Consider the following 26,945-nt stretch of genomic DNA (forward strand, 5'->3'; position numbering starts at 1 on the left):
CACCTGTTCCCATGCCGAACACAGAAGTTAAGCTCTTTAGCGCCGATGGTAGTTGGGCTTACGTTCCGCGAGAGTAGGACGTTGCCGGGCAAATATTTAATTTTATTATTCCACAGTAGCTCAGTGGTAGAGCTATCGGCTGTTAACCGATCGGTCGTAGGTTCGAGTCCTACCTGTGGAGCCATGGCCCCTTGGTCAAGCGGTTAAGACACCGCCCTTTCACGGCGGTAACACGGGTTCGAATCCCGTAGGGGTCATTTTTATGGAGAATTAGCTCAGCTGGGAGAGCATCTGCCTTACAAGCAGAGGGTCGGCGGTTCGAACCCGTCATTCTCCACCATTTAATTTAATAAGCTGGAGGGGTAGCGAAGTGGCTAAACGCGGCGGACTGTAAATCCGCTCCTTCGGGTTCGGCAGTTCGAATCTGCCCCCCTCCACCATTTTTGGGCTATAGCCAAGCGGTAAGGCAACGGACTTTGACTCCGTCACTCGCTGGTTCGAATCCAGCTAGCCCAGCCATTAAGAGCCATTAGCTCAGTTGGTAGAGCATCTGACTTTTAATCAGAGGGTCAGAGGTTCGAATCCTCTATGGCTCATAAGTAAGAGGCATTAGTTAATCTAATGTCTCTTTTTTTATTGAAGAAAATATGCATAAATCGATGTATATACGTATAAATATTTGGAATATATTAATATTATCCACAAACCCTTATATAGCTTGATGTAAGTGCTTACATATACTAGAATATAATAGTAATGCAAATTAAGGGGGATTTGAAATTATGAAAAAGAGCATTGAAATAATCGGTGCACCAACTGCTTTTGGTCAAAGAAAATTAGGCGTTAATTTCGGACCAGATGCTTTGAGATATGCTGGTTTGATTGAAAGAATAGAAAATATAGGTCACCATGTCATAGATAAAGGTAATGTAGAATCACCTAATATTGATATGAAAAAATATAAAAGCGAACAAGAAGGTTTAAGAAATTTAGATGAAGTGATTTCATTTTCAAATAACTTATATGAATCCGTAAATGAAACGATGAATAATGGTAACTTTCCTTTAATTCTAGGTGGAGATCATTCATTATCAATAGGATCAATCGCTGGTATCAGTAAACATTATAATAATCTTGGTGTTATTTGGTATGATGCACATGGAGATTTAAATACATTAGATTCTTCACCGAGTGGGAATATTCATGGAATGCCATTAAGAGTTTTATTAGGTGAAGGTAATGAAGAATTAATGAATATCGGTGGATATAAAAATAAAGTAAAACCTGAAAATGTCGTTCTAATTGGTATGAGAGATTTAGATGATGGTGAAAAGGAATATATTAAAAAGTCAGGTATACGTACATATACAATGGCAGATATAGATAAACTTGGCATGAATCAAGTTATATCTGAAACGATAGACTACTTAAAGGATAAAACGGATGGTGTACATCTTTCATTGGATGTTGATGCATTAGATCCAGTCGAAACGCCGGGTACGGGCACAACAGTACCAGGAGGCGCGACATATAGAGAAAGTCATTTAGCTATGGAGTTACTCCATGAGTCAAATTTAATCGTATCTGCTGATTTAGTTGAAGTAAATCCTCTTATCGATGAATATAATAAAACGGCGCATCAAGCAATTGGATTAATGGGCTCATTCTTTGGAGAGAAATTATTATAATTGACAATCATGGATAAAATATACTTTAATAAAGAAGTCTCTTTAATAGAGGCTTTTTTTGTTTTATATATAATTAAATTAACAATATATCTCAAAAATTGTTATAATAATCACTAGGTAAATGAAACACGGAGGAGATACTATGCAGTTACCTGACATTTTTGGTGAATTAAGTGCCTTAAAAGTTATAACAGGTATACTTGATTTAATTATTGTATGGTATGTATTGTACTTAATTATAACGGTCGTTAAAGGTACAAAAGCGATACAACTATTAAAAGGTATATTTTTCATCATAATTGGTAGAACAGTAAGTAATTTTTTGAATTTGACGACTACTACGCTTTTATTTGATTTTGTATTGCAATGGGGATTTTTAGCAATCATTGTAATATTCCAACCAGAGTTTAGAAGAGCGTTGGAACAATTAGGGCGAGGAAGTCTATTTAAACGAGTAAATGTAGCGACATCAGCAGAACAAGAAAGGTTAACTGATAGTGTTGATAAAGCTGTTCAGTATATGGCCAAAAGAAGAATAGGTGCATTAATTGTATTCGAGAAAGAAACTGGTCTTCAAGACTACATAGAAACAGGGATACCTATTAATGCTGATATTTCTCAAGAATTACTCACAAATATTTTTATTCCAAATACACCATTACATGATGGTGCGATGATTATACGTGAACAAAAAATTGCTACAGCAGCAAGTTATTTACCGTTATCTGACAGTCAAAAAATTTCTAAAAGTTTAGGAACGCGTCATAGAGCAGCTGTAGGGATTTCAGAAGTATCAGATGCATTTACAGTTGTAGTATCAGAAGAAACAGGTTCAATATCTGTAACAATTGATGGTCGATTAAGAAAAGAAATATCAAGTGAAGCCTTTAGAGAATTACTAGTTGAGCATTGGTTTGGTTCTGTTCAAAACAGAAAGGATGTGAAGTAGATGCTAGAATCTAAATGGGGTTTACGTTTTGTAGCTTTAATTTTAGCGCTACTCATGTTCTTATCTGTGAATAATGTGTTCGGTAGCTTGTTTTCAGAAAATGCTTTGAAAAGTTCAGATCATGTAATAGAAGATGTGCCGGTAGATACAATCTATAATACAAAAGAATTATATTTATCTGGCGCACCTAAAACTGTGGATGTAAAAGTTTCTGGTCCACAATCAACAATATTACAGGCTGAAAAATTATTGAATTTTAAAGTGGAATTGGATTTGAAAAACAAATCTGTAGGGCAATATAAAGAAAACTTTAAAATCAAAGGACTTAGTGATGAACTTAAAGCGACAGTTGTGCCTAAAAGCGCAAATGTAACGTTACAAGACAAAGTTTCTAAAAAATATCCAATTGAAGCTGAGATTAATCAAAATAGAATTGCTTCTGGATATGAGCTAGTTGGAGAAACTGTTAATCCATCTCAAGTAACGATTACAGGTGGACAAGAAGAACTTAATAAAATTGCTTATGTTAAAGCTACTTTAGATGAAACGAAGCAATTAACAGATGATACGACTGAAAAAGCGGGTATTAGTGTACTTGATAGCAATTTAAATAAACTAGACGTACAGATTAGACCAGATACTGTTAACGTCAATATTAAAGTTGCAAGATCTAGTAAAACTGTGACATTAAATCCTGTGAAAAAAGGTAGTGTATCAAAAAATATAAATATTGATGATATTACTTTAGATAAATCCGAAGTTAAAATATATGGTTCAAGAAATGTACTTGATGGTATAGGATCAATAGATGTACCTGTCGATGTTTCTAATGTTGATGGAAATACAACTAAAAAAGTTGATCTTAGCTTGCCTGATGGTGTGGACGAAGCAGAATTCAAAGATGTTGAAGCAAAAATAGAAACTTCTAAAAACTAACGGAATTAAAGGAGAATTATAATGGGCAAATATTTTGGTACAGATGGTGTTAGAGGTGTAGCAAATTCTGAATTAACACCAGAAATCGCATTTAGATTAGGTAGATTTGGCGGCTATGTATTATCGAAGAAACATGGTAGTGAAAATCCTAAAGTATTAGTAGGTAGAGATACGCGTGTTTCTGGGGAAATGTTAGAAGCAGCTTTAATCGCAGGTCTTTCATCAATTGGTGCAGAAGTGATGAGGTTAGGTGTTATTTCAACACCAGGTGTAGCTTATTTAACAAGAGAAGTAGATGCAGATTTAGGTGTTATGATCAGTGCGTCACACAATCCAGTAGCTGACAATGGTATTAAATTCTTTGGTCCAGATGGTTTCAAATTAACGGATGATGAAGAATTAGAAATAGAAAAGTTATTAGATTCTACAGAAGACAATTTACCAAGACCTACAGGTAACCAATTAAATCATATTTCGGATTACTTTGAAGGTGCTCAAAAATATATAAGCTATATTAAATCAACTGTTGATGGAGATTTAGATGGATTGAAAATTGTCCTAGACGGTGCACATGGTGCTACTTATTCTCTTGCACCGTATTTATTCGGTGATTTAGAAGCAACGAGCGAAACAATCGGTTGTAAGCCAGATGGTTATAACATTAACTTAAATGTGGGTTCTACACACCCAGAAGAATTAGCAAAAGCTGTTATTAAACATGGTGCAGACCTTGGTTTAGCTTTTGATGGTGATGGGGATAGAATCATTGCTGTAGATGATAAAGGGCAAATTGTTGATGGTGACCAAATCATGTATGTGTTAGCTGAAGATATGGCACAAAATGGTGAATTAAAAGATAACATGGTTGTTTCAACAGTAATGAGTAATTTAGGTTTCTATAAAGCGCTAGAAGAAAAAGGTATTAAATCTAACAAAACAAAAGTTGGAGATAGATATGTTGTAGAAGAAATGCGTCGTGGTTCTTACAGCCTTGGTGGAGAACAATCAGGTCATATCGTGATGATGGATTATAATACGACTGGTGATGGTTTACTTACTGGTGCGCACCTTGCAAGTATCGTTAAAAGATCAGGTAAAAGTTTAAGTGACTTAACAAGCAATATGAAAAAATATCCACAAAAATTAGTAAACGTAAGAGTTTCTGATAAATATGGTGTTGAAGAAAACGCTAAAGTTTCTGAAATCATGACTAAAGTTGAAGTTGAAATGAATGGCGAAGGTCGTATATTAGTAAGACCATCAGGAACTGAACCACTAGTTCGTGTAATGGTTGAAGCTAAAACAGAAGAAGATGCTGAAAGATTTGTTAACAGTATTGCAGAAGTAGTAGAACAAGAAATGGGAATTGAATAATAATATTATAAATCTGAGACAACTGTTGTCTCAGATTTTTTATTTTAAAATTTAACAAGTGTAATTATATAGAAAATAATGATAATTGCACGGAATATAGTATAATAATTGCACAACATACTATTTCATTGTAGAATGAAGAGAGCTTGCATAAGGAGGATTGTGAGGTTTATCGAAATAAGGAAACTTATAGCGCCTGAACAAAGCGCATACACGATTGTAGAGGCATGTATAATCAGATACATGCTGAATGAGTGTTATGACCTTTGTTGACGAGGAGGATAGTTATCGAATTTTCGGCGGATGCTATCCCGGATGTGGCCCATTCGAAGTTCAATGTTTAAAGCATATAGGTGACTGTATGTCCAAAGACGTTGAAATAGCCATAAATTGAACAGAGTATTGAAAGCGACTAGACTAAAAATTTTAAAGTCTGACCGCTTATTTAAAATTGGAGGAATTTTGATTATGTGTGGAATAGTAGGATATATAGGTACAGCAAATGCTAAAGAATTATTACTTAGAGGATTAGAAAAATTAGAATATAGAGGTTATGATTCAGCTGGTATTGCTGTAAGAAATGAAGAAGAAATTAAAGTATTTAAAGAAAAAGGAAGAATTGCTGAATTACGTAAAGCAGCTTCTGATGACTTTGATGGAAATATTGGTATTGGACATACACGTTGGGCAACTCACGGTGTGCCAAACTATGAGAACGCTCACCCTCATCAATCAACATCAGGTCGTTTCACATTAGTACACAACGGTGTTATTGAAAACTATGAACAACTTAAAAATGAATTTTTATCAGGTATCACTTTTAAATCAGATACTGATACTGAAGTTATTGTTGAATTAATTGAACACTTCTCAAACGAAGGGTTAACTACAGAAGATGCTTTCAATAAAGTATTATCATTATTACACGGTTCATATGCATTAGGTTTATTAGATGAACAAGATGCTGACACAATCTATGTAGCTAAAAACAAATCACCATTATTAGTTGGTATCGGTGATGGATTTAACGTAATTGCTTCAGATGCAATTGCTATGTTAGCTGTAACAGATACTTATAAAGAATTAGTCGACAACGAAATTGTTATCGTAAAACGCGATGAAGTGATCATCAAAGACCAAGAAGGTAACGTAATCGAAAGAGATAGCTATAAAGCTGAAATCGATGCTTCAGACGTTGAAAAAGGTACTTACGATCACTACATGTTAAAAGAAATTCACGAACAACCAGGTGTTATGCGTAACATTATTCAAAACTACCAAGATGAAGAGGGTAACCTTAAAATCGATAAAGAAATTATTGAAGATGTTGCACAAGCAGATAGAATTTATATCGTTGCATGTGGTACAAGTTACCATGCTGGTTTAGTAGGTAAAGAATACATTGAAAAATGGGCAGGCGTTCCTACTGAAGTACATGTAGCTTCAGAGTTTGTTTACAACATGCCTTTATTATCTGAAAAACCATTATTCATCTTTATTTCACAATCAGGTGAAACAGCAGATAGCCGTGCAGTATTAGTAGAAGCTAAACGTTTAGGTCACAAAGCATTAACAATTACAAATGTACCAGGATCAACTTTATCTCGTGAAGCGGATCATACATTAATTTTACACGCTGGACCTGAAATCGCTGTTGCATCAACAAAAGCATACACAGCACAAATCGCAGTATTAGCAATTCTTTCTCAAGTAGTTGCGAATGCACATAACAAAAATACTGGTGTAGATATTATTCCTGAATTAGCGAAAGTAACAACTGCAATCACTGCAATTGTTGACGATGCGCCTAAAATGGAACAAATCGCTAAAGATTTCTTAGAAACAACACGTAACGCATTCTTTATTGGACGTACAATGGATTACTACGTAGGTCTTGAAGGTGCATTGAAACTTAAAGAAATTTCTTATATCCAAGCAGAAGGATTTGCTGGAGGAGAATTAAAACACGGTACAATTGCATTAATTGAAGAAGGTACACCAATCATTGCATTAGCTACACAAGAAAAAGTTAACTTATCAATTCGTGGTAACGTTAAAGAAGTTGTAGCACGTGGTGCTAATCCATGTATTATTTCTATGGAAGGTTTAGAACACGATCATGATACGTATGTAATACCACACGTTCATGAAATGTTATCACCACTTGTATCAGTAATCACATTACAATTAATCGCTTACTACGCTGCATTACACAGAGGTTGTGACGTAGATAAACCACGTAACTTAGCTAAATCAGTTACAGTTGAATAGAATGATATTGAACACCTGAGCTACTCGCTTAGGTGTTTTTTTATGTAAATTTTGAATATATTATATACGGATAGGCGTGTATGATGGCTATAGTAACAAAAGTCGAGAGAATTGTAACTAAGGAGGTCCATAGTAACAAAAGTCTGGGAAAGTGTAACTAAGGCAGGCCATAGTAACAAAAGTCGAGAGAATTGTAACTAAGGACGCCCATAGTAACAAAAGTCCGGAGAATTGTAACTAAGGGCGCCCATAGTAACAAAAGTCCAAGGAATTGTAACTAAGGCAGTCCATAGTAACAAAAGTCGGAGGAAATGTAACTAAGGAGGTCTATAGTAACAAAAGTCGGAGGAAATGTAACTAAGGGCGCCCATAGTAACAAAAGTCGGGAGAATTGTAACTAAGGCAGCCCATAGTAACAAAAGTCCGGGGAATTGTAACTAAGGCAGCCCATAGTAACAAAAGTCGGGAGAATTGTAACTAAGGGCGCCCATAGTAACAAAAGTCCAAGGAATTGTAATTAAGGCCGCTCATAGTAACAAAAGTCCAAGGAATTGTAATTAAGGCCGCTCATATATACAAATGACTAAGAAAATGTAACTCACGACAATACTCTTGATTATTCTTACTTTCTTTATTCAACATCTCATTATAAATTTTTGAGCTTTTATATTGAAAAATATACTATAGGGGGGTATAGTATTAATTAGAGAGAGGACGTGATTGTATGAGTGAATATTTACATGAACATACGGTAACACCTAGAACGAAAGAGGAAAAAGATAAAGTGATCAATAGACTTAAACGTATTGAGGGTCAAGTGCGTGGTATTCAAAGTATGGTTGAGGAAGATAGATATTGTGTGGATATATTAGTACAAATTAGTGCGATACAGTCTGCTTTAAAAAATGTTGGATTTGCGGTAACGGAAAGACATATTAAACATTGTGTGACGGATGCTATTCAAAATGGTGAAGGTGAAGAAACGATTGATGAATTAATGAGTGTACTTAAACAATTTTCTAAGTAAGGAGGTTAACGAAATGAGTGAATCTAAACATGTTACTGTTGGTGTAACGGGTATGACATGTGCAGCATGTTCCAATCGTATTGAAAAAGTGTTAAATAGAATGGATGGCGTTGATGCTCAAGTGAATTTATCGACTGAGAAAGCATCCATCACTTTCAATAATGACGCTACAAATTTATCAGATGTAACTAATAAAATTGAAAATCTCGGATACGGTGTCTTAACTGAAAAGGCTGAATTAGATGTCTATGGTATGATGTGTGCAGCATGTTCTAATCGTATCGAGAAAGTACTCAATCGACAAGAAGGTATTACACAAGCGACAGTTAATTTAACGACTGAGCAAGCTAATGTCGAATTCAATCCTGAAATTATAGATGTTAAAAGTATCATTAATAAAATTAAAAATTTAGGCTATGACGCTGCTACTAAAAGTGATGTTCAAAATAAAACAACGCATAAAGAACAAGAAGTACAGAAAATGAAAACTAAACTGATTATTTCTGCTATTTTATCGTTACCACTTTTATTAACAATGTTTGTGCATTTATTTAATATGCCTATGCCACATATCTTAATGAATCCTTGGTTTCAATTTATACTAGCAACACCTGTTCAATTTATCATTGGCTGGCAGTTCTATGTTGGCGCTTATAAGAACTTGAAAAATGGTGGCGCTAATATGGATGTATTAGTGGCATTAGGAACAAGTGCAGCATATTTTTATAGTTTATATGAAGCTATCAAAACAATTGGTAATCCATCTTATATGCCACATTTATATTTCGAAACAAGTGCAGTGTTAATTACTTTAATCTTATTTGGTAAATATTTAGAAAAACGCGCTAAAAGTCAAACAACGAATTCTTTATCATCTTTATTAAATTTACAAGCTAAAGAAGCAAGAGTTATTCGTGATAATAAAGAGATCATGATACCTATTGATGATGTCGTTGTCGGAGATATTTTATACATCAAACCAGGTGAAAAGATACCGGTGGACGGTATTATTGAAAAAGGACGTACATCAATAGATGAATCTATGATTACAGGTGAATCTATTCCTGTTGAAAAAACGATAAATGAAGAAGTCATTGGTTCAACGATTAATAAGAATGGTTTAATTCATGTAAAAGCAACTAAAGTAGGAAAAGATACAGCACTAGCTTCTATTGTTAAAATTGTAGAAGAAGCGCAAGGATCTAAAGCTCCTATACAAAGATTGGCTGATGTTATTTCTGGGTATTTCGTTCCGATTGTTGTTGGGATATCAATCTTAACATTTATCGTATGGCTAACATTAGTAGACCCAGGTCAGTTTGAACGAGCATTAGTTGCAGCAATTGCTGTGATTGTCATTGCTTGTCCATGTGCGCTTGGATTAGCTACACCTACTTCCATTATGGTTGGTACGGGTAAAGCTGCAGAGAACGGCATATTATTTAAAGGTGGCGAACATTTAGAACGTACACACCAATTAGATACAATCGTGCTAGACAAGACTGGTACAATCACAAAAGGTAAACCTGAAGTTACGGATTATACTGGAGACTTAGAAACACTCAGTCTATTAGCAAGTGCAGAAAAAGGTTCAGAACACCCACTTGCTGAAGCAATTGTTGCATACGCTACAGAACAAGAAGTCGCATTTAATGATGTAGACGACTTCGATGCAATACCTGGATATGGTATTCAAGCTACTATTCAGAATAAAGAAATATTAGTGGGTAATCGAAAATTAATGACAAGACATGGCATTGAAACGACATCATTTGAACAAGACATGTCCAATTTAGAACAAGAAGGTAAAACGGCTATGTTAGTTGCTGTTGATCGTACATTTAAAGGTATTGTCGCAGTTGCGGATACGATTAAAGAAAGTGCACCAGAAGCGATTAAAATGCTTCAAGATGAAGGGTTAGAAGTCGTAATGCTTACAGGTGACAACGAAAGAACAGCTCAAGCTATCGCAAATCAAGTAGGTATTCAAAAAGTCATTTCTGAAGTATTACCAAATGAAAAAGCTGATAAAATTAAAGAAATTCAAAGTACTGGCAAAAAGGTTGCAATGGTTGGCGATGGTGTTAATGATGCACCAGCATTGGCAATATCAGATATTGGTATCGCAATTGGAACTGGCACAGAAGTTGCGATTGAAGCGGCAGATGTAACTATTCTTGGTGGAGAATTATTACTTATCCCTAAAGCGATTAAAATAAGTCATGCAACAATTAAAAATATTAAACAAAACTTATTCTGGGCATTCGGATATAATACGGCAGGCATACCAATTGCTGCAATAGGTATTCTAGCGCCTTGGGTTGCAGGTGCAGCAATGGCATTAAGCTCTGTAAGTGTCGTAACAAATGCATTAAGATTAAAAAAAGTTAAATTATAAATACTCATTCACACTCATATATAAATGGGTGTGAATTTTTTTATGAATCATTTTAATGTAAAATAAAAAGTAATGACAATGCATATAAATAAAAATTGTCATGTTCATACTTAAGTCTTACACTTATTCAGCGTTATATATTATATAATTAAGTTTCATCATTATGTTTTATTTATTATTATTGAGAGTTTTTATTTACAAAGTAATAAAATGAGAAAGATATCAACTTAAAGGAGCAAATCAATGGAGAGTTGGATTACAAGTGTAATGGAACAATTTGGCTATTTTGGTATTGCCTTATTGATATTATTGGAAAATGTTTTCCCACCCATACCATCAGAGGTTATTTTAACATTTGGAGGTTTCATGACAACGAAGTCAGATCTAACAGTCTTAGGTGTAGTCGTTGCATCTACAATAGGTTCTGTAGGCGGTGCTGTCATATTATATTGGATTGGTCGTATTCTAAATGTTGAAAGAATCGAAAGAATTATCGAGAAATGGGGTAAATATCTTAGGTTAACGAAAGAAGATGTAAGAAAAGCAGATGCTTGGTTCGATAAATATGGACCATGGACTGTATTTTTCTGTAGATTTATTCCACTTATTCGAAGTTTAATATCCGTTCCAGCTGGTATGAGCGGTATGAATCAATGGTTATTTTTAGTATTAACGACAATCGGTACATTGATATGGAATTTAGTATTAGTACTGGTAGGTGCTAAAGTAGGAGATAATTGGCATCAAATCGTTAATTATATGGATGTTTATTCTCACTTTATGTACGCAGTTATTGCAATTGGTATAATTGTATTTGTCATTTGGTTTATTAGGAAGAAGAAAGTTTCATAATTTAAACAATGAAGGTGATACAATGATAACTTTATGTGAGCAGTTAAATGATAGACATTATGAATTATTAGCTTTAGCAGATGACAATCAACATGCAGTTAATGATTATGCTGCTAGAGGACAAGTGTATGTTTATCAGCAAGATCATCAAGATATCGGAATTGCAGTTGGGTTATTAACGAGACCCAATACATATGAGTTAGTTAATTTAGCAGTTGATCCTCAATTTCAAAATCAAGGTATAGGACGATTATTAATTGACCATATGATTAATGAAGCGAGAAACTTACATTGTCACACAGTAACTGTTGGAACAGGTAACTCAGGTATTGGGCAATTGAAACTTTATCAACAAGCTGGATTTAGAATGAAATCAATAGATATTGATTATTTTGTAAAGTATTACGAAGAACCTATCTTTGAGAATGGTATTCAATGCAAAGATATGGTGAGATTAGAGCTGGAATTGTAATAATATAGCCTATACGGATTCAATTTTAAATTGTACCGTATAGGTTTTTTTACTTTTCGAAACAAAGTAGTATACTTTTTATAGTATATAAAGTATACTATAGTTAATTAATAAATAAGAAGAGGTGCAAGTTATGTTTCATGGTAAAGATGCAAATTTAGTAAAAGGCATTACATTAAATGTTAAAGATTTAGAAAAAATGACAGTATTTTATGACAGTATTCTAGGATTAAATATAAAAAGTAAAGATGACAAACAAACAGTATTTGAGATTGGTAACTCAGGTCATACTATTACATTAAATTTATTAGTAGATGGTAGAGAACCAAGTATGAGAGAAGCTGGATTATTCCATCTAGCAATATTATTACCAACTACTGCTGATTTAGCTGACTTTTTATTACATGCTTCAAGATTAAATGTAAGACTGGGTGCTGGGGATCATATCGTGTCAGAAGCATTGTATTTAAATGATCCAGAAGGCAATGGTCTAGAAATTTATAGAGATAGAGATCCAGAAACTTGGGTATGGAATGATGGTAACGTTAATATGGATACACTTGAAGTAGACGCAGAAGCATTAGTCCAACATGCTTCAACTGAAGGTTGGAATGGTATGCCTGAAGGTGCTAAGATTGGCCACTTACATTTAAAAACAAGCAACATCAATGAAAGCAAAGATTTTTATATTGATACATTAGGATTAAAAATTGTTGTAGGTAATTTCCCTAATGCATTATTCATGTCAACAAAAGATTATCATCACCATATTGCGATTAATACTTGGCAATCAAATAAAAAACGTGAAGATTTAGACAATAGTTACGGACTTGCTAATATCGATATGCAAATTCCGAACAGAGCATCTGAAGTATTGATTTCACCAGATGGATTAAGATTCGATATTAATCCAGAATAATCATCATAAAATTAAGCCTTCCTATCCTATCGTCTTTAATATAAGAGTTGTTTCATGTACAATAAGTGAATATTCTAAATTCTTATATTAAAGGGGATGTAAGTATGCTTCTTGATTTGAAACATATTAATTGGATTAGAGAAGGCAAATACATATTAAAAGATATTTCTTGGGAAATAGTAGATGGAGAACATTGGGTCTTGTACGGATTAAATGGTGCTGGTAAATCTACTATTCTCGATATTATTAACGCATATACAGCTCCATCATCTGGTGAATTTGAAATACTAGATATGAAACAAGGAAGACCAGGTTATTCTGCTGATGCTATTAGAAGGCAAATAGGTTACGTTTCGTCATCTTTATTTAAGAAAATGAGACAACAGGACAATGCTTATACAACTGTTATTAGTGGTGCTTATGCGTCAATAGGTGTTTATGAAGAACCTACTGAAGAAATTAAAGAAAAAGCGAAACATATTTGTGAAACGCTAGGTATTACACATTATATAAATAGAAGGTTTGAAACGCTATCTCAAGGAGAACAAACGCGCGTATTAATAGGTAGAGCGTTAATGTCAGAACCGAGGTTGCTTATTCTTGATGAACCAACAAATGGATTAGACTTTGTAGCGCGTGAAGATCTGTTAGAAAGAATTGAGTATATCGGTCAAGATAGTAATGGACCAACGATTATTTATGTGACACATCATTTAGAAGAAGTCTTACCAATCTTTAAAAACATACTTTTATTGAAAAATGGAGAAGTATTCCAATCAGGTGATATTCATTCGCTATTAAATAGTGATAATATGAGTAACTTATTTGGCATTGATGTGGATGTAACATTTAAAAATAATAGACCAATTTTATCTAAAAAGTAATATAAATTTTAAAAAATTGCCTTTATGTTGTGAGCATGAAATAATAGACATTGATAAATGATATGGAGGATTCAACATGACGACTCAAGCAGTTTTTTTAGATATGGACGGGACAATTTTAAATGAAGACAACAGAGTAACGAATCATACAAATGATGTTATTCAAGAAGTTAGACAAAAAGGCATTAAAGTATTTATTGCGACAGGAAGAGCATATGATGAAATTCCATATTTAGTACCTGAGAATTTTGAAGTTGATGGTATTTTATCTTCAAATGGTGCAGTAGGATATATTAATGGAGAAGAAATATTTAAACACCAACTACCTATGGAAACAGTGCGTAAACTTGTTGATTTAGCAGAACAACATCAAATTTATTACGAGTTATTTCCATACTATAAAAATCGTATCGCCTTAAAACGTGATAAAACGTTATTACTTTCTGAAATCCAAACAGATGAATTGGGAGATGTAGAACGTAATGAATGGAAATCTCGACAAGAAGCTTTAAGTGAGAAAATCAATTGGGTTGATGAAATACCAGAAGATGCTTATTCTAAGTTTTATTTCTTCAAAAAATACGAGTCAGAAATTAAAAAATGGGAAGAACTTATCGTACCTATGAAAGAAGAATTAGATATTTCAATCTCTCATTCAACAACTTGTAATTTAGAAACAATGCCAACGGGTGTTAATAAAGCAACAGCTATTCAAGCGACTTTAGACTATTTAGGTATCGCAGCGGATACTGAAACTTTTGCGATTGGTGATAGTGATAACGATAGACAAATGCTCGAATTTGTAGATAATCCAATTGTTATGAAAAATGCACCTGATCATATTAAAGCGTTAGGTAGTGAAGTTACGAGACGTACAAATGTAGAAAATGGTGTCGCTGACTTTTTAAGCCAAAAGTTTTTAATTAATTAAATCAATATATGAAACCATGTCCGATATAAGGTGACATGGTTTTATTTTATGAATAATAAGGTTGTTAGCAATATATTTTGTGTGATTGGTTTATATACATTTGGATATAATATAATGAATGATGTTTTTAGGGGTGATGAAATGATTAAAACAGTAGTATATGACTTATATGGCACGCTTTTTGATATCGATAGTGTGAGAGAAAAATGTGAAAAGTTATTCCCGGGAAATGGGGATAGAATAGCTAAAGCATGGCGATATAAACTAATTGAGTATACGCATGTGAGACAATTAGTGGATGAATATAAACCATTTAGTAAAGTGATTCGTGATTCACTAGAGTACGTACTCAGTAGAAATGATTTTGATTACTCATTGAAAGAAATTAACGAATGTATGGCAGCATATAATCAATTAACGCCATTTCCAGAAGTTGCCCATACATTAAAAGAACTATCAGAAGTTGATCAAATAATATTTAGTAATGGTAATAAAGACATGATAGAACAAGTATTAGATAATTCAAATATTACAAATTACTTTAAGTTTATCTTGTCTCTTGAAGCGTTTGGGGTGTATAAACCAGATTCTAATGGATACGCTTTGTTAGAAGAAAATATTCCATATAATAAAGATGAAGTACTATTTGTATCATCAAATAAATGGGATATTGTTGGTGCAGAAAAGTTTGGATTTCAAACGGCATGGGTTAATCGTAACTTTAGTGATTTTGAATATATAGAAGTAAAACCCGACTTTGAATTACAATCCTTATATAGTATTAAAGATTTATTATAAAAAAAGCGCTCAATCTTTTGAATGTAGATTGAGCGCTTAATATGTTATCAATTAGGATTACTGGTTATTTGGAGGGTAAAGTGCATTTTTATTTTTGTGATAGAAGTTCATCACACTTCCGTAAATGAAGTATGAAACAGCAAACATAAAGATAAAGTACACAATATATCCAAGTACCGCGAATATAACTTGTAATACTGCTGGCATAAATGAAACGACAACTGCAACTACGATACCAATAATAGCTAAAACAATATATGCAACAACAACATAGAGTAAGTTGCTGAATAATAATTTCCAAGCATTATTAGGACCTTTACTTGTAATATTCCAACCAATTGAGAATTTAGTGAAAGTTGGTAACGATCTTTGATCAATATGAACAAGTACTGTGTTCATAATAAATATCACTATATAATATAATGGAATAAACACTGCGAATAGAACTAAAATCATAAATAACATGATAATTACAAATGATATAGACATTGCGCCGAAAGCTTCACTTGAACCGCTTGGTTGCATAATAGCCATAGATGTTCCGAATATTGCAACGAATATTAGTTCAACAACTAATACGACAATATAAATCGCTATGTACATTGCAACACTAATCACACCTATAATAACTGTAAGTTTTAATGTTTTAACGTAGTTTCCTTTTCGTAAGAACATAAATAAATCACTAAAGTTTGGTCCAATACCTAAGTCTGTATCTTTATAGTATTTAATCATGCCATAAGCTAAAGGAATTAAAACAAAGATATATAAACCAAGTGTTAGTAAAAAGCCGAGTACCATAGTGATAAAGAATATTGCTAGTCCTCCGCCAGAAGGTTCACCTGAAAAGTCTTGTGATGAAGCGAGTGAGACACCACCGATTAAGAATAATACACCCGGTATTAACATTATGAGAACCATAACGATTGATGCTAAAATAGAAAATAGAATAGTTTTTAAATGGAATCCCTGTCCATTTCTAAAGTAATCCAATTGGAACTTGAACATATGATTCACCTCTTGTCTTTTTGTATCATTAGGGTACCATAAAAAACTATGTAAATGTCATTTAATTGTCAAAAACTTTCTTGCATTTGCGAATTTTTCAAAAAAGTTATAAGCACTTTATTTGATATCCTACGTTTTAACTCATATATTTGAGGTACATTAGTTATAGGAGTGAGCTATGAAAAAGTTATTCCGCTTCATCGTTTACCTTGCAACGTGGGTCGCTATTATTACCATGGTTATGCTTTTTAAAAGCCAAGGTGGATTCGATTTATTGAATCATTATGTTGAAGACGTAAAGAAGCAGATGAAAGAAAAAGAAGTAGCGATTCGTACGGAACAAATTAAAAAGAATGATAAAACAGATGACCGTTCACTTGGTAATTACTATCAAGAAGGTCAATGTACATTTTATGTATTTGAAAAAAGATTGAAAATTGATAAAAAAATTAGTTCATCATGGGGTGACGCTAAACATTGGGATGACCGTGCAAAAGAAGAAGGCTATAAAGTTAACGGACAACCTAGTGAAGGCTCAATCTTACAAACTGATTATGGTGAACTAGGACACGTCGCAATAGTTGAAGAAGTAAAAAATGATGGTTCAATTGTTGTTTCTGATATGAACTATAAAAAGCCATATGAAGTGACTTCAAGGTTAATCACGCCAGATAGATTACACAACTATCGTTTTATACATGAAAAAATTTAAAGGAGTGTTTTATAATGAAGATTTTCGTAATAGGTGCTAATGGACAAATAGGAAGACATTTAGTTAAAGATTTAGTAGCAGAAGGCAATGAAGTTGTTGCAGGTATTAGAAAAAACAGTCAAGCAAGTTTCTTTGAAGACTTAGGTGCAACAACAGCACCACTAGATCTTGAATATGACGATATCAATGACATTTCTGAAAAAATAAAAGATGCAGATAAAGTTGTGTTTACAGCAGGTTCAGGTGGACATACCGGTGCAGACCAAACAATTATTATTGACTTAGACGGCGCAGTTAAATCTATTGAAGCAAGTAAAATAGCAGGTACGAAACATTTTGTACTCGTGTCTTCATTTGATACAAGAAGATCAGCTTTTGAAGGAGATTTAAAACCTTACACAATAGCTAAACACTATGCAGATGAACATTTAAGAAATGCTAATATACCATATACAATCGTTCACCCTGGTGCATTAACAAATGATGATGCTATAGGAACAGTTACATTAGCTGAAGAAGTAGAACGTGGTAAAATACCTCGTAAAGATGTAGCGACTGTCTTGGTTGAAGTATTAAACAATGATGAGAAAATTGGTCAAGAATTCCAAGTCGTTTCAGGAGATGTTGAAATTAAAGAAGCGGTTGATCAATTTAATCAATAATCATGAAGGAGTCTTATGATGGTTAAATTCGCAATTTTGACAGATATACATGGAAATATCGATGCATTAAACGCGGTACTTTCAGATATCGATAATCGAACGGATATAGATCACATTTATAACTTAGGTGATAATATTGGTGTTGGCCATTGTACAAACGAAGTTCTTGAAGCAGTTACTATCAGAAAAGATATGACATACATTGCAGGTAATCACGACGAAGCGATTATGTCAGTCGTTAAAACCATATCCAGAAAGTTTGAAAAGTAAGTTCTATGAACATCATCAATGGATAGTAGAACATTTAGACAGCAAATATTATACCTTTTTAAATGACCTTAAACGTGAAGTTACAAAAGAAATAGACGGTTTAAAATTTTATTTCACACATTATCGAATACTCGAAGAAAATATGGATAAGCATATTAGTGAAGATCCATTTGAACCAATCGTAGATCCTTCGTTAGAACATGTACACGGACTATTTAACGGCGTAGATGCAGATTTTGTTACATTCGGACATAATCACGTGTTACATCACTTTGATGATATAGAAACAATATATTTTAATCCGGGGTCAGTAGGGTTAAATAACGGTGCATACGCAGTGTATGGCATAGTAGAAGTTAAAGATGGTGCCATAAACGTAGAAAGAGTCAAAGTACCTTATGATAATCAACCATTCTTAGAAGGATTCGATGATAAGAAAGTACCAGGCAAACAATTAATTTTTGAATCATTCATATAGAAGAAAACAGCCACAACATTGATGTTGTGGCTGATTTTTTTACTGATATGGATTAAAATGGAAATGAATAAACTTATAAAGAAGGTGAACCATTGAAAAAGAACTATTATTCAGTGATTGAATCTCTTATAGGTAGAACATACATAAGTCCTCAAGATATTCAAAAATATGAAACATATAAAAAAGGAAAAGAAGGTGAAAGGAAGTTTTTGGAAATATTAAACTCTATTGATCAATTAGAGTTTATATATGATTTACAACTTCAGAGTACTCAAAATTATCAATTTGATTTTATAGTTATTACTGATAAGATTATCTATCAATTCGAAATCAAAAATTATTTTGGTAAATATGAATTTAATAATGGTAATTTGATTTGTGATAACGGCTTTGTAATTAAATATCCGTTAGCTCAATTAGATAGAAATGACTATATTCTAAATAAAGTACTTGATAAATTAGATATAGAAAGAACTATAAAAAGCTATATAATATTTATTAACGGAAATTTTAGTATGAAAGGTAAAATAGATGAAGAAACAATTATTTTACCAAACCAGTTAAATAAAGTAAGACATCTCCTTAAAAACAGTAACTCTCCAAATAATTCTATAATAAAAACCACATTACAAAATCTCCATACACCTTTTGAAGATGATTATCATCAATATCCGAATTATGAATTTAACAAATTAAAACCTGGTATAAGATGTACACAATGTAACAATATAATAGATACACCACTGAAAAATAAAAAGAAAGTAATCACTTGTTCTAACTGTTTTAATGAGATACCTAGAAAAGAACTTATTTTAAATACTTTAGACGAATTAATGTATTTGAAAGGAGCACCATTCAATATGAAAGAAGCAAGGAAGTGGTGTAATGGTGTACATAGAAATACACTTTCATATATTATGAAAGGACATTTTAATATGATTACACAAGGAAATACTAAAGTATATTATAAGTAAGTTAAGGTATATCATAAATTTGATTTTGAATAGTGTGATGGGGTACTGAATCCAGGTATGGCGCACGAAGACTGAAAGATATCGTGCGCTAGGGTACAAAATCGGGGTGTAACGCACGAAGACTGAAAGATATCGTGCGCTAAGGTACAAAATCAAGGTGTGGCGCACGAAGACTGAGAGATATCGTGCGCTAAGGTACAAAATCCGGGTGTAACGCACGAAGACTGAGAGATATCGTGCGCTAAGGTGCAAAATAAGGGTGTGGCGCACGAAGACTGAGAGATATCGTGCGCTAGGGTACAAAATAAGGGTGTAACGCACGAAGACTGAGAGATATCGTGCGCTAGGGTACAAAATCAGGGTGTAACGCACGAAGACTACGAGATATCGTGCGCTAAGGTACAAAATCAGGGTGTAACGCACGAAGACTATGAGATATCGTGCGCTAGGGTACAAAATCGGGGTGTAACGCACGAAGACTGAGAGATATCGTGCGCTAAGGTGCAAAATCAGGGTGTAACGCACGAAGACTGAGAGATATCGTGCGCTAGGGTACAAAATCAGGGTGTATCGCACGAAGATTGAGAGAGATTCCTATACCAAATTATATAAAGTAAAAAACTAGAACAAATTAGGTATATATACCTAAATGTTCTAGTTTTTCTAATGTACGTGTTCTGTTTGTTCCATGCAACAGAGTAGGGAACTGTCATGCTGATGATCTGGTGTTTCTAATTGGATTGTTGCGTGATGTATAGATTTATGAATAAGTTTATGATTGATTTCTTCTATTATACTGTCGCATTCCTCCACAGTCTTATCTTTATCTACGACTGCGTGGCAACTTAATGCTGTTAAATCACTTGTAATGGACCATATATGCAAATCATGTACTTCTATTATATCTGGGTGCGACTTGATTGTTTCTGAGATTTCATGAACATCGATATTTGATGGTGTGCCTTCCATCAATACATTTAATGCAGACTTCGTAACACCATATCCGCTTCTAATAATTAATAGTGCCACAATAACACTTGCTATCGGGTCAGCTAATTTCCAACCGAATGCAATCATAATGAGTGCTGCTACGATTGCGCCAACTGAACCTAATAAATCTCCGAGTACATGAATGAAAGCACCACGCATATTTAAGTTGTCTTTCGTATCAGACCCTTTAAACATTAACCAAGCTATGAAAATATTAACAAGTAAACCGATTGTACTTATGATTAACATGCCTGTGGAAGCGACTTCTGGTGGATCAATAAATCTGGAAATGGCTTCATAAAAGATATATATACTAATAGCAATTAACAAGACACCATTAATTAAAGCTGCTAAAATTTCAAATCTCTTATAGCCATATGTCTTATTCTTATTGGCAACACGTTCACCAAATTTAAATGCCATTAATGCTATAAAGAGTGAAATGGCGTCACTAAGCATATGTCCAGCATCTGATAGTAAAGCTAAACTATTTGTAATATATCCACCAATCACTTCAACTATCATAAATACAGCAATGATAATAAATGAAATGAGTAGTATCTTTTTATTGTTTGTATGAACATGGTTGTGGTCATGTCCATGATGTTCATGTCCCATGAAAACACCTCCTAAATTGTTAATGTTTGGCATGCTCGATGGCTTGTTTTAATAATAAGATAACGTGATCATCATCGATTGAGTAATAAATACTTTTACCTTCACGTTCAAATTTAACAAGTCTAAGATTCTTTAAAAATCTTAATTGGTGCGATACGGAAGATTGACTGAGTGAAAGTGTTTCAGCTATACAACCTACAGAATGTCTTCCGGTACATAATAAATGTAATATCTTTACGCGAGTCGGATCGCTTAATGCTTTAAAAGTTTGTGATACAAGTAATAATGTTTCATCATCTAAAATAGTATTTGTAGTCATATTATTCTCCTAACATATGAATATATGTTCATATGTTAATCTTATTAAAATTTATGTTATCTGTCAAATTATTATAAATTGACAAAATAGCTATATTTGTGAGATGTTCACTTAAAGTAAATTTTTTGGAGGATACTATGGTGAAAATACATGGCTTAACTGTAGATAATGAATCTAGATGTGAACATTATCAAACGCCGCTAGATATCATCGCGATTAAATTTAAATGTTGTGATAAATTCTATCCTTGTTACAAGTGCCATAATGAATGTGAAAAGCATGACATTAAGAGATGGGATCAATCTGAATTTGATGAACACGCGATCCTATGTGGCGTTTGTAAAGAAACGATGTCCATCAATGATTATATGTTAAAAGAGGTATGCCCAAATTGTGATGCTCGCTTTAATCACCGATGCAAGTATCATCATCATTTATATTTTAAAATTTAAGTTGGTTTTCTATTTTAAAGGTAATTTATTACAAAACATGTTATAATATTTTTGACTTTAAAAATTTAACATTGAAATGAATGTGAATGTTGCATAGAGAGAAAAGGAGGACATTGAATGAAGGATTTGATTAAAGGTCATATATTAAGTGGCGAATTTGATACTGCATATAGATTGATGTCCGAAGTGGATTTCTTAGAATTTGAAGAACACTTTATTTCAGCAGCTCACGAAGAAGAAAGTACGATGTTTTATACATTTATATTAGACTGTATTAAGAAGGAAGAAACGAGTGAACTTCATGACTTAGCGTTCTTGTTACACGTTTATCCATATAGTGAACATGATGGCGCATTTCATTCAGCTTATTATCATGCTGAAAGATCGATGATTTTAACAGATCATAAAGAAGTTAAGAGTTTATTACAAATGCTTCTATTACATGCTATACCGGAACCTTTACTTTCTGATAAACAAGCTTTTGATATAAGTAAGCAAATACTTAAGATAGACCCTGAAAATAAAGTTGCTAGAAATATAATGAAAGAAACAGCAAAGAGAATGGACCAAGTAGTGGTAGATTTTTCACAACTATCCAAATCTCAAAATGCATAAACCTAGTCTTTTGACTAGGTTTATTTTTTATGTCATTATAGAAAAGTTACAAAATAAAATTTAGGAGAAAAAAATGGAGAATCAGTTTAAAAGAAAAATAATTATGATTGTCTTTTTAGTTGGTACATTTTTCATGATTTTAAATGAAACGCTCTTAAATATTGCATTAAAAGAATTAATGTCAGTATTTGATGTAGATGCACCAACTGTCCAATGGATGGCAACTGGTTTCATGTTAGTAATGGGTGTACTAACACCATTGTCTGCAGTTGTAAATCAATGGTTTACAACGAGACGGTTATTTTTAGGGTTAGTAACAATATTTTCTATCGGGACTTTAACTGCCGGGTTAGCCGTTAACTTCCCAATGTTATTAGTAGGTAGAATGATTCAAGCAGCTGGAACGGGACTTATGATTCCAACTGTCATGAATGCAATGCTCATGCTATACAATGAGAGCGAACGCGGGAAAATTATGGGTCAATTCGGATTAGTCATTATGTTTGCACCTGCATTAGGACCAACGTTATCTGGTGTTATTGTTGATTATTTAGGATGGAGATGGTTATTTTTAATCGTTATCCCATTCATGCTATTTACATTTATATTCGCTTATAGATATTTACAAAATGTTGGTGAAATTACGAGACCGAAAATTGATGTCTTCTCAATCATTTTATCAACAATTGGTATTGCAACTATTATATATAGTGTTTCATCGGTAAGTACTACTGAAGGTGGCTTCTCAAGCCCTTCAATTTACATCACGCTTATCATTGGTGTTATTGCGATGATACTATTTGTCTTTAGACAACTTAAATTAGAAGAACCTTTATTAGATTTGAAAGTATTTAAATACCATAACTATACAAAGGGTGTTATTATTTTCGTTGTTGTAATTATGACAATGTTTGCTTCTGAAATTGTGATGCCTATGTACTTGCAAGGTCCAATGGGATTCAGTGCTAAAGTTGCTGGATTGATCTTATTACCAGGTGCTTTATTAAATGGTTTCTTATCACCATTTATGGGTGCCATATTTGATAAAGTTGGTCCAAGAAAGCTAGTTGTACCAGGATTAATTGTGCTGTTATGTGTCTCGATATTTTATTCAACGATTCATCCAGGTATTTCAGTATGGATATTTGTTATTGTATATATTATTTTAATGATTAGTATTTCTGCAGTATTGATGCCGGCAAATACAAATGCATTAAACGCTTTACCAAAAGAAATGTATCCACACGGTACAGCTGTATCCAATATGTTACAGCCAATAGGTGGCGCATTAGGGATTGCGATTTTTGTAAGTATTATGAACGGTGGACAAAGAGCCGCATTAGAAGGTATTAAGAACCCTACAGTAGACCAAATCAATCATGCTATGACGCAAGGTATTCATCAGTCATACTGGTTTGGTATTGTATTACTCGCTTTAGTAATCATTGTCGGATTGACAGTTACAAGAGCGAATTATAGTCAATCAATTAAAGAAAATTCATAAATATATATGAAAAAGAGCAGGACTTTTATAGTCTTGCTCTTAATTTTTGGAATACTTTCGTAAATAGTGGGTATACATCATTATGTTGAACAAAATTTTGAGGAGGAAAGTTTGTGTCAAATTTGAAAGAAGCAACAAAAATAGGGTTTGCTTATGTTGGGGTCGTTGTAGGTGCAGGGTTCTCGACAGGGCAAGAGGTAATGAAATTCTTTACCCACTATGGTTTATACGGGTATATAGGAGTTATTATATCTGGTATAATGTTGGCGTTTTTTGGTAGACAAGTAGCTAAGATTGGTACGGCACTCGATGCAGATGATCATAGCTCAACGATTAATTATTTATTCGGTAAAGCAGGTATCGTTATAGATTATGTATTAATATTTTTCTTATTTGGTATATCAGTAACGATGATAGCTGGTGCTGGATCAGCATTTAATGAAAGTTTTGGGGTGCCAACTTGGTTAGGTGCTTTAATTATGTGTATTTTTATTTATATCACGCTTTTATTAGACTTCGATAAAATTGTAAAAGCACTAGGTGTCGTCACACCATTTTTAATCATTGTCATATTAATAATAGCAGGTTACTTTTTTGTAAATGGTCAAGTAGGCATTTCTGAAATTAACGATACGGTTGAATCACCAAGTCTTTTCTGGGGAATTGTTCAAGGGTTTATTTATGGTGGTTTAGCGTTCTCAGTAGGATTTAGTACATTAGTTGCCATTGGTGGCGATGCTGATAAACGTCGTATTTCAGGATTAGGTGGCATTATCGGTGGTGTGATATATTTAATATTATTAGCACTTATCAATGCTGGATTATTAGTTGAATATCCTAATATTAAAGATATTGAGATACCAACGTTAGAACTCGCTAGAACAATTTCACCTATTATTGGATTTGCATTATCAGTAATTATGCTTATGGTTATGTACAACACGATTTTAGGACTTATGTACTCATTTACAGCAAGGTTTACTGTACCATTTTCTAAAAAATACGTTGTATTACTGACGATATCTATGGTAATCGCTTATGGCTTAAGCTTTGTAGGTTTCTCATCACTGATTGATAAATTATATCCAGCTATGGGTGTTATAGGTTTAGTGATTTGTGCTGCCATTGTTGTTAAATATATTAGTCGTAAAAGTGATAACAAAAAACATATCGCATAAAATAATTGAATATGTTAAACTATCTTCTTACATGAGGAAGTGAACATATGAAAAGAAAAAAACGACGATTGTTTATTTTGATTGTAGCGATTATCGTTGTTGTAAGTGGGTTTTACGGTTATAACAAATATCAGGAACATAAAGAAAGGGAAGCACAATTACAAGCTCAAAGAGCCAATCAATTATTACTAAACAATAAGAAAGTAAAATTGATACGTGATGTATCTTATGGTCATAGTGCACCAAATAGTCAAATGGATATTATTATGCCTTCAAGAATGAAAAAAGGTGAGAAACTGCCAGTCATATTTTGGACGCATGGTGGTGGTTTTATAGCGGGAGACAAAAGACATAAGAATCCATACTTAGCACAAATTGCTGAAAAAGGATATATCATCGTAAATGTAAATTATGCTTTAGCACCTGATTACCAATATCCGACACCAATACAGCAATTAGATCAAGCAACTAAATATACATTAAAACATAGAAATAAATTTAATATCGACTATAGACAAATTATATATGGCGGAGATTCTGCAGGTGCACAAATTGCCAGTCAATATGTGGCTTTACAAACAAATGATAAATTGCAACAGCAAATGCGTATGAAGCCAACTATTAAAAAAGATTATTTAAAAGCTGCCATTCTTTTTGGTGGGTTATATAATATGCAAACAGTGAGATCTACAGAATTTCCAAGAATTGATTTATTTATGACAAGTTATACGGGTACTAAAGAATGGGAAAAGAACTTTGCGAGAATTAATCAACTATCTACCGTTGATCAAGTGACAAAAGAGTATCCACCTACATTTTTAACAGTGGGAGATGCTGACCCATTTGATCCACAAAATAGAGAGTTTGATGAAGTCCTTAAAAAGCAAGGTGTTCAAACGACTACAACATTCTTTGACGGTACGCACGGTTTACGTCATCAATACCAATTCCATATGAACTTGAAAGAATCTAAGAAGAATTACAATAACGTCATGATGTTTCTAGGGGCTAATACGAAACAGTCACCATATGAAAACAATGCGAATCAAGATTCTGAAACAGTGATTAAAAAAGATAAATAATAAAAAAGGCAAACTACGCGAAATACGTGATGAGTTTGCCTTTTTTTATAATAATTTTGCCATCATAAATTCATCGTAATATTTATCATTAAAATACAATGTTTGTTCTTTCTTTCCTTCTACTTTAAAACCGAATTTCTCGTATAATCGGTATGCTGGTTCGTTCTCCGTAACGACTGTTAACTCTAGTCTATGCAGTTGTCTTCTCACTGCCCAAGCTTCGGTTTCTTGAAGTAGTTTAAATCCAATTCCTTTATTTCTAAATGTCGGAAGTAGACCCATAGCAATTTTTGCGGCATGACGATTTCGATTTGTTTTGCCACCTTGGATCGTTACATAACCAATTAATGTATCATTTAATTCTGCAACAATGATTGTAGAGTTACTTGTCGTAATCATTTCTTCTAGAAATAAAGTTTGGTTTTGTATAGATATTTGATGTTCTCCTGGATTAAAGAGTAAATATTCGGATTGATTAATCACACTATCTAACAATTTATTAAAGTTTTCAACATCATTTATTCGAATTTCGCGTATGATTTCTTTCATAAAATGTCTCCTATTTCTATTTATAAATTACAATC

General features: G+C 33.2%; 25 protein-coding genes, 6 tRNA genes, 1 rRNA gene and 1 pseudogene. 29 read left to right on the top strand and 4 right to left on the bottom strand.

Going from position 1 to position 26,945, the window contains the following annotated elements:
* The 20 genes from rrf to LQ679_RS02690 form a co-directional block, all read left to right on the top strand.
* A 5S ribosomal RNA gene (rrf, locus tag LQ679_RS02595) occupies window positions 1-90 on the top strand; the annotation flags it as partial.
* Window positions 91-109: 19 nt separating this feature from the next.
* Window positions 110-184 (top strand) — tRNA-Asn (locus tag LQ679_RS02600).
* Window position 185: 1 nt separating this feature from the next.
* Window positions 186-257 (top strand) — tRNA-Glu (locus tag LQ679_RS02605).
* 7 nt (window positions 258-264) lie between these two features.
* A tRNA-Val gene (locus LQ679_RS02610) sits at window positions 265-340 on the top strand.
* A 16-nt stretch (window positions 341-356) separates the two neighbouring features.
* Window positions 357-440 (top strand) — tRNA-Tyr (locus LQ679_RS02615).
* A gap of 4 nt (window positions 441-444) precedes the next feature.
* A tRNA-Gln gene (locus tag LQ679_RS02620) sits at window positions 445-519 on the top strand.
* 4 nt (window positions 520-523) lie between these two features.
* A tRNA-Lys gene (locus LQ679_RS02625) sits at window positions 524-596 on the top strand.
* Window positions 597-782: 186 nt separating this feature from the next.
* Window positions 783-1,688: an arginase gene (gene rocF / locus LQ679_RS02630; protein ID WP_037590050.1), complete on the top strand. Its 906-nt coding sequence runs from the start codon at window positions 783-785 to the stop codon at window positions 1,686-1,688.
* A gap of 142 nt (window positions 1,689-1,830) precedes the next feature.
* Window positions 1,831-2,637, top strand: coding sequence for a diadenylate cyclase CdaA (gene cdaA, locus LQ679_RS02635; protein ID WP_025907437.1), 807 nt, complete (start codon window positions 1,831-1,833; stop codon window positions 2,635-2,637).
* On the top strand, window positions 2,638-3,573 hold the full coding sequence (locus tag LQ679_RS02640; protein ID WP_037590047.1) for a CdaR family protein: 936 nt from the start codon (window positions 2,638-2,640) through the stop codon (window positions 3,571-3,573).
* Window positions 3,574-3,594: 21 nt separating this feature from the next.
* Window positions 3,595-4,947, top strand: a complete 1,353-nt coding sequence (gene glmM / locus LQ679_RS02645; protein WP_239762046.1) for a phosphoglucosamine mutase — start codon at window positions 3,595-3,597, stop codon at window positions 4,945-4,947.
* A 468-nt stretch (window positions 4,948-5,415) separates the two neighbouring features.
* Window positions 5,416-7,218 (top strand): glutamine--fructose-6-phosphate transaminase (isomerizing), encoded by a 1,803-nt coding sequence (gene glmS / locus LQ679_RS02650; RefSeq protein WP_037590043.1) that lies wholly within the window; start codon window positions 5,416-5,418, stop codon window positions 7,216-7,218.
* Window positions 7,219-7,942: 724 nt separating this feature from the next.
* Window positions 7,943-8,245: a metal-sensing transcriptional repressor gene (locus LQ679_RS02655; protein ID WP_025907429.1), complete on the top strand. Its 303-nt coding sequence runs from the start codon at window positions 7,943-7,945 to the stop codon at window positions 8,243-8,245.
* 13 nt (window positions 8,246-8,258) lie between these two features.
* Window positions 8,259-10,643, top strand: coding sequence for a heavy metal translocating P-type ATPase (locus tag LQ679_RS02660; protein WP_239762047.1), 2,385 nt, complete (start codon window positions 8,259-8,261; stop codon window positions 10,641-10,643).
* 243 nt (window positions 10,644-10,886) lie between these two features.
* Window positions 10,887-11,495 (top strand): DedA family protein, encoded by a 609-nt coding sequence (locus LQ679_RS02665; RefSeq protein ID WP_126477692.1) that lies wholly within the window; start codon window positions 10,887-10,889, stop codon window positions 11,493-11,495.
* Window positions 11,496-11,517: 22 nt separating this feature from the next.
* Window positions 11,518-11,967 (top strand): GNAT family N-acetyltransferase, encoded by a 450-nt coding sequence (locus tag LQ679_RS02670; protein WP_126477693.1) that lies wholly within the window; start codon window positions 11,518-11,520, stop codon window positions 11,965-11,967.
* A gap of 133 nt (window positions 11,968-12,100) precedes the next feature.
* A complete protein-coding gene (locus LQ679_RS02675; RefSeq protein ID WP_126477694.1) occupies window positions 12,101-12,886 on the top strand; it encodes a VOC family protein in 786 nt (261 codons plus the stop codon).
* A 104-nt stretch (window positions 12,887-12,990) separates the two neighbouring features.
* A complete protein-coding gene (locus tag LQ679_RS02680) occupies window positions 12,991-13,770 on the top strand; it encodes an ABC transporter ATP-binding protein (RefSeq protein ID WP_159316322.1) in 780 nt (259 codons plus the stop codon).
* Window positions 13,771-13,846: 76 nt separating this feature from the next.
* Window positions 13,847-14,701 carry a Cof-type HAD-IIB family hydrolase gene (locus LQ679_RS02685; RefSeq protein WP_191836083.1) on the top strand — a complete coding sequence of 285 codons (855 nt, stop codon included), beginning with the start codon at window positions 13,847-13,849 and terminating at the stop codon, window positions 14,699-14,701.
* Between the two features lie 141 nt (window positions 14,702-14,842).
* Window positions 14,843-15,499: a haloacid dehalogenase type II gene (locus LQ679_RS02690; RefSeq protein WP_204258887.1), complete on the top strand. Its 657-nt coding sequence runs from the start codon at window positions 14,843-14,845 to the stop codon at window positions 15,497-15,499.
* Window positions 15,500-15,556: 57 nt separating this feature from the next.
* Here the strand turns inward: LQ679_RS02690 and LQ679_RS02695 are convergent, their stop codons facing one another.
* Window positions 15,557-16,507 (bottom strand): hypothetical protein, encoded by a 951-nt coding sequence (locus tag LQ679_RS02695; protein ID WP_239762048.1) that lies wholly within the window; start codon window positions 16,505-16,507, stop codon window positions 15,557-15,559.
* Window positions 16,508-16,685: 178 nt separating this feature from the next.
* Here LQ679_RS02695 and LQ679_RS02700 point away from each other — a divergent pair, with 178 nt between their 5' ends.
* The 4 genes and pseudogenes from LQ679_RS02700 to LQ679_RS02715 all read left to right on the top strand — a co-directional run bounded on the left by LQ679_RS02700 (window position 16,686) and on the right by LQ679_RS02715 (window position 19,603).
* Window positions 16,686-17,219, top strand: coding sequence for a CHAP domain-containing protein (locus LQ679_RS02700; RefSeq protein WP_037590028.1), 534 nt, complete (start codon window positions 16,686-16,688; stop codon window positions 17,217-17,219).
* A gap of 14 nt (window positions 17,220-17,233) precedes the next feature.
* On the top strand, window positions 17,234-17,881 hold the full coding sequence (locus LQ679_RS02705) for an SDR family oxidoreductase (protein ID WP_037590026.1): 648 nt from the start codon (window positions 17,234-17,236) through the stop codon (window positions 17,879-17,881).
* Between the two features lie 18 nt (window positions 17,882-17,899).
* Window positions 17,900-18,629 (top strand): annotated as a pseudogene (locus tag LQ679_RS02710) (metallophosphoesterase family protein).
* Window positions 18,630-18,721: 92 nt separating this feature from the next.
* Entirely contained in the window at window positions 18,722-19,603 is an 882-nt protein-coding gene (locus LQ679_RS02715; RefSeq protein WP_191836086.1) for a nuclease-related domain-containing protein, read from the top strand.
* 663 nt (window positions 19,604-20,266) lie between these two features.
* On the opposite strand, the gene LQ679_RS02720 is transcribed toward LQ679_RS02715, so the two are convergent.
* Window positions 20,267-21,211, bottom strand: coding sequence for a cation diffusion facilitator family transporter (locus LQ679_RS02720; RefSeq protein ID WP_191836087.1), 945 nt, complete (start codon window positions 21,209-21,211; stop codon window positions 20,267-20,269).
* 19 nt (window positions 21,212-21,230) lie between these two features.
* Window positions 21,231-21,530, bottom strand: a complete 300-nt coding sequence (locus tag LQ679_RS02725) for an ArsR/SmtB family transcription factor (protein WP_025907403.1) — start codon at window positions 21,528-21,530, stop codon at window positions 21,231-21,233.
* A 137-nt stretch (window positions 21,531-21,667) separates the two neighbouring features.
* Between LQ679_RS02725 and LQ679_RS02730 the strand changes: the two genes are divergently transcribed.
* The 5 genes from LQ679_RS02730 (at window position 21,668) to LQ679_RS02750 (ending at window position 26,361) form a co-directional block, all read left to right on the top strand.
* Complete coding sequence (locus LQ679_RS02730; RefSeq protein WP_025907402.1) at window positions 21,668-21,982, top strand: CHY zinc finger protein; 315 nt, start codon at window positions 21,668-21,670, stop codon at window positions 21,980-21,982.
* Between the two features lie 117 nt (window positions 21,983-22,099).
* Window positions 22,100-22,597 (top strand): hypothetical protein, encoded by a 498-nt coding sequence (locus tag LQ679_RS02735; RefSeq protein WP_037590018.1) that lies wholly within the window; start codon window positions 22,100-22,102, stop codon window positions 22,595-22,597.
* A gap of 73 nt (window positions 22,598-22,670) precedes the next feature.
* On the top strand, window positions 22,671-24,101 hold the full coding sequence (locus LQ679_RS02740) for an MDR family MFS transporter (RefSeq protein WP_037590016.1): 1,431 nt from the start codon (window positions 22,671-22,673) through the stop codon (window positions 24,099-24,101).
* 113 nt (window positions 24,102-24,214) lie between these two features.
* Window positions 24,215-25,279, top strand: coding sequence for a YkvI family membrane protein (locus LQ679_RS02745; protein ID WP_037590015.1), 1,065 nt, complete (start codon window positions 24,215-24,217; stop codon window positions 25,277-25,279).
* A gap of 47 nt (window positions 25,280-25,326) precedes the next feature.
* Window positions 25,327-26,361 (top strand): alpha/beta hydrolase, encoded by a 1,035-nt coding sequence (locus LQ679_RS02750; RefSeq protein WP_037590012.1) that lies wholly within the window; start codon window positions 25,327-25,329, stop codon window positions 26,359-26,361.
* A 45-nt stretch (window positions 26,362-26,406) separates the two neighbouring features.
* Here LQ679_RS02750 and LQ679_RS02755 read toward each other — a convergent pair whose 3' ends face one another.
* Window positions 26,407-26,910 (bottom strand): GNAT family N-acetyltransferase, encoded by a 504-nt coding sequence (locus tag LQ679_RS02755; RefSeq protein ID WP_025907393.1) that lies wholly within the window; start codon window positions 26,908-26,910, stop codon window positions 26,407-26,409.
* Window positions 26,911-26,945 lie beyond the last annotated feature (35 nt).

The sequence above is a fragment of the Mammaliicoccus sp. I-M35 genome, from assembly GCF_022386455.1.
In the GTDB taxonomy this organism is placed as follows: Bacteria; Bacillota; Bacilli; order Staphylococcales; family Staphylococcaceae; genus Mammaliicoccus; species Mammaliicoccus sciuri_A.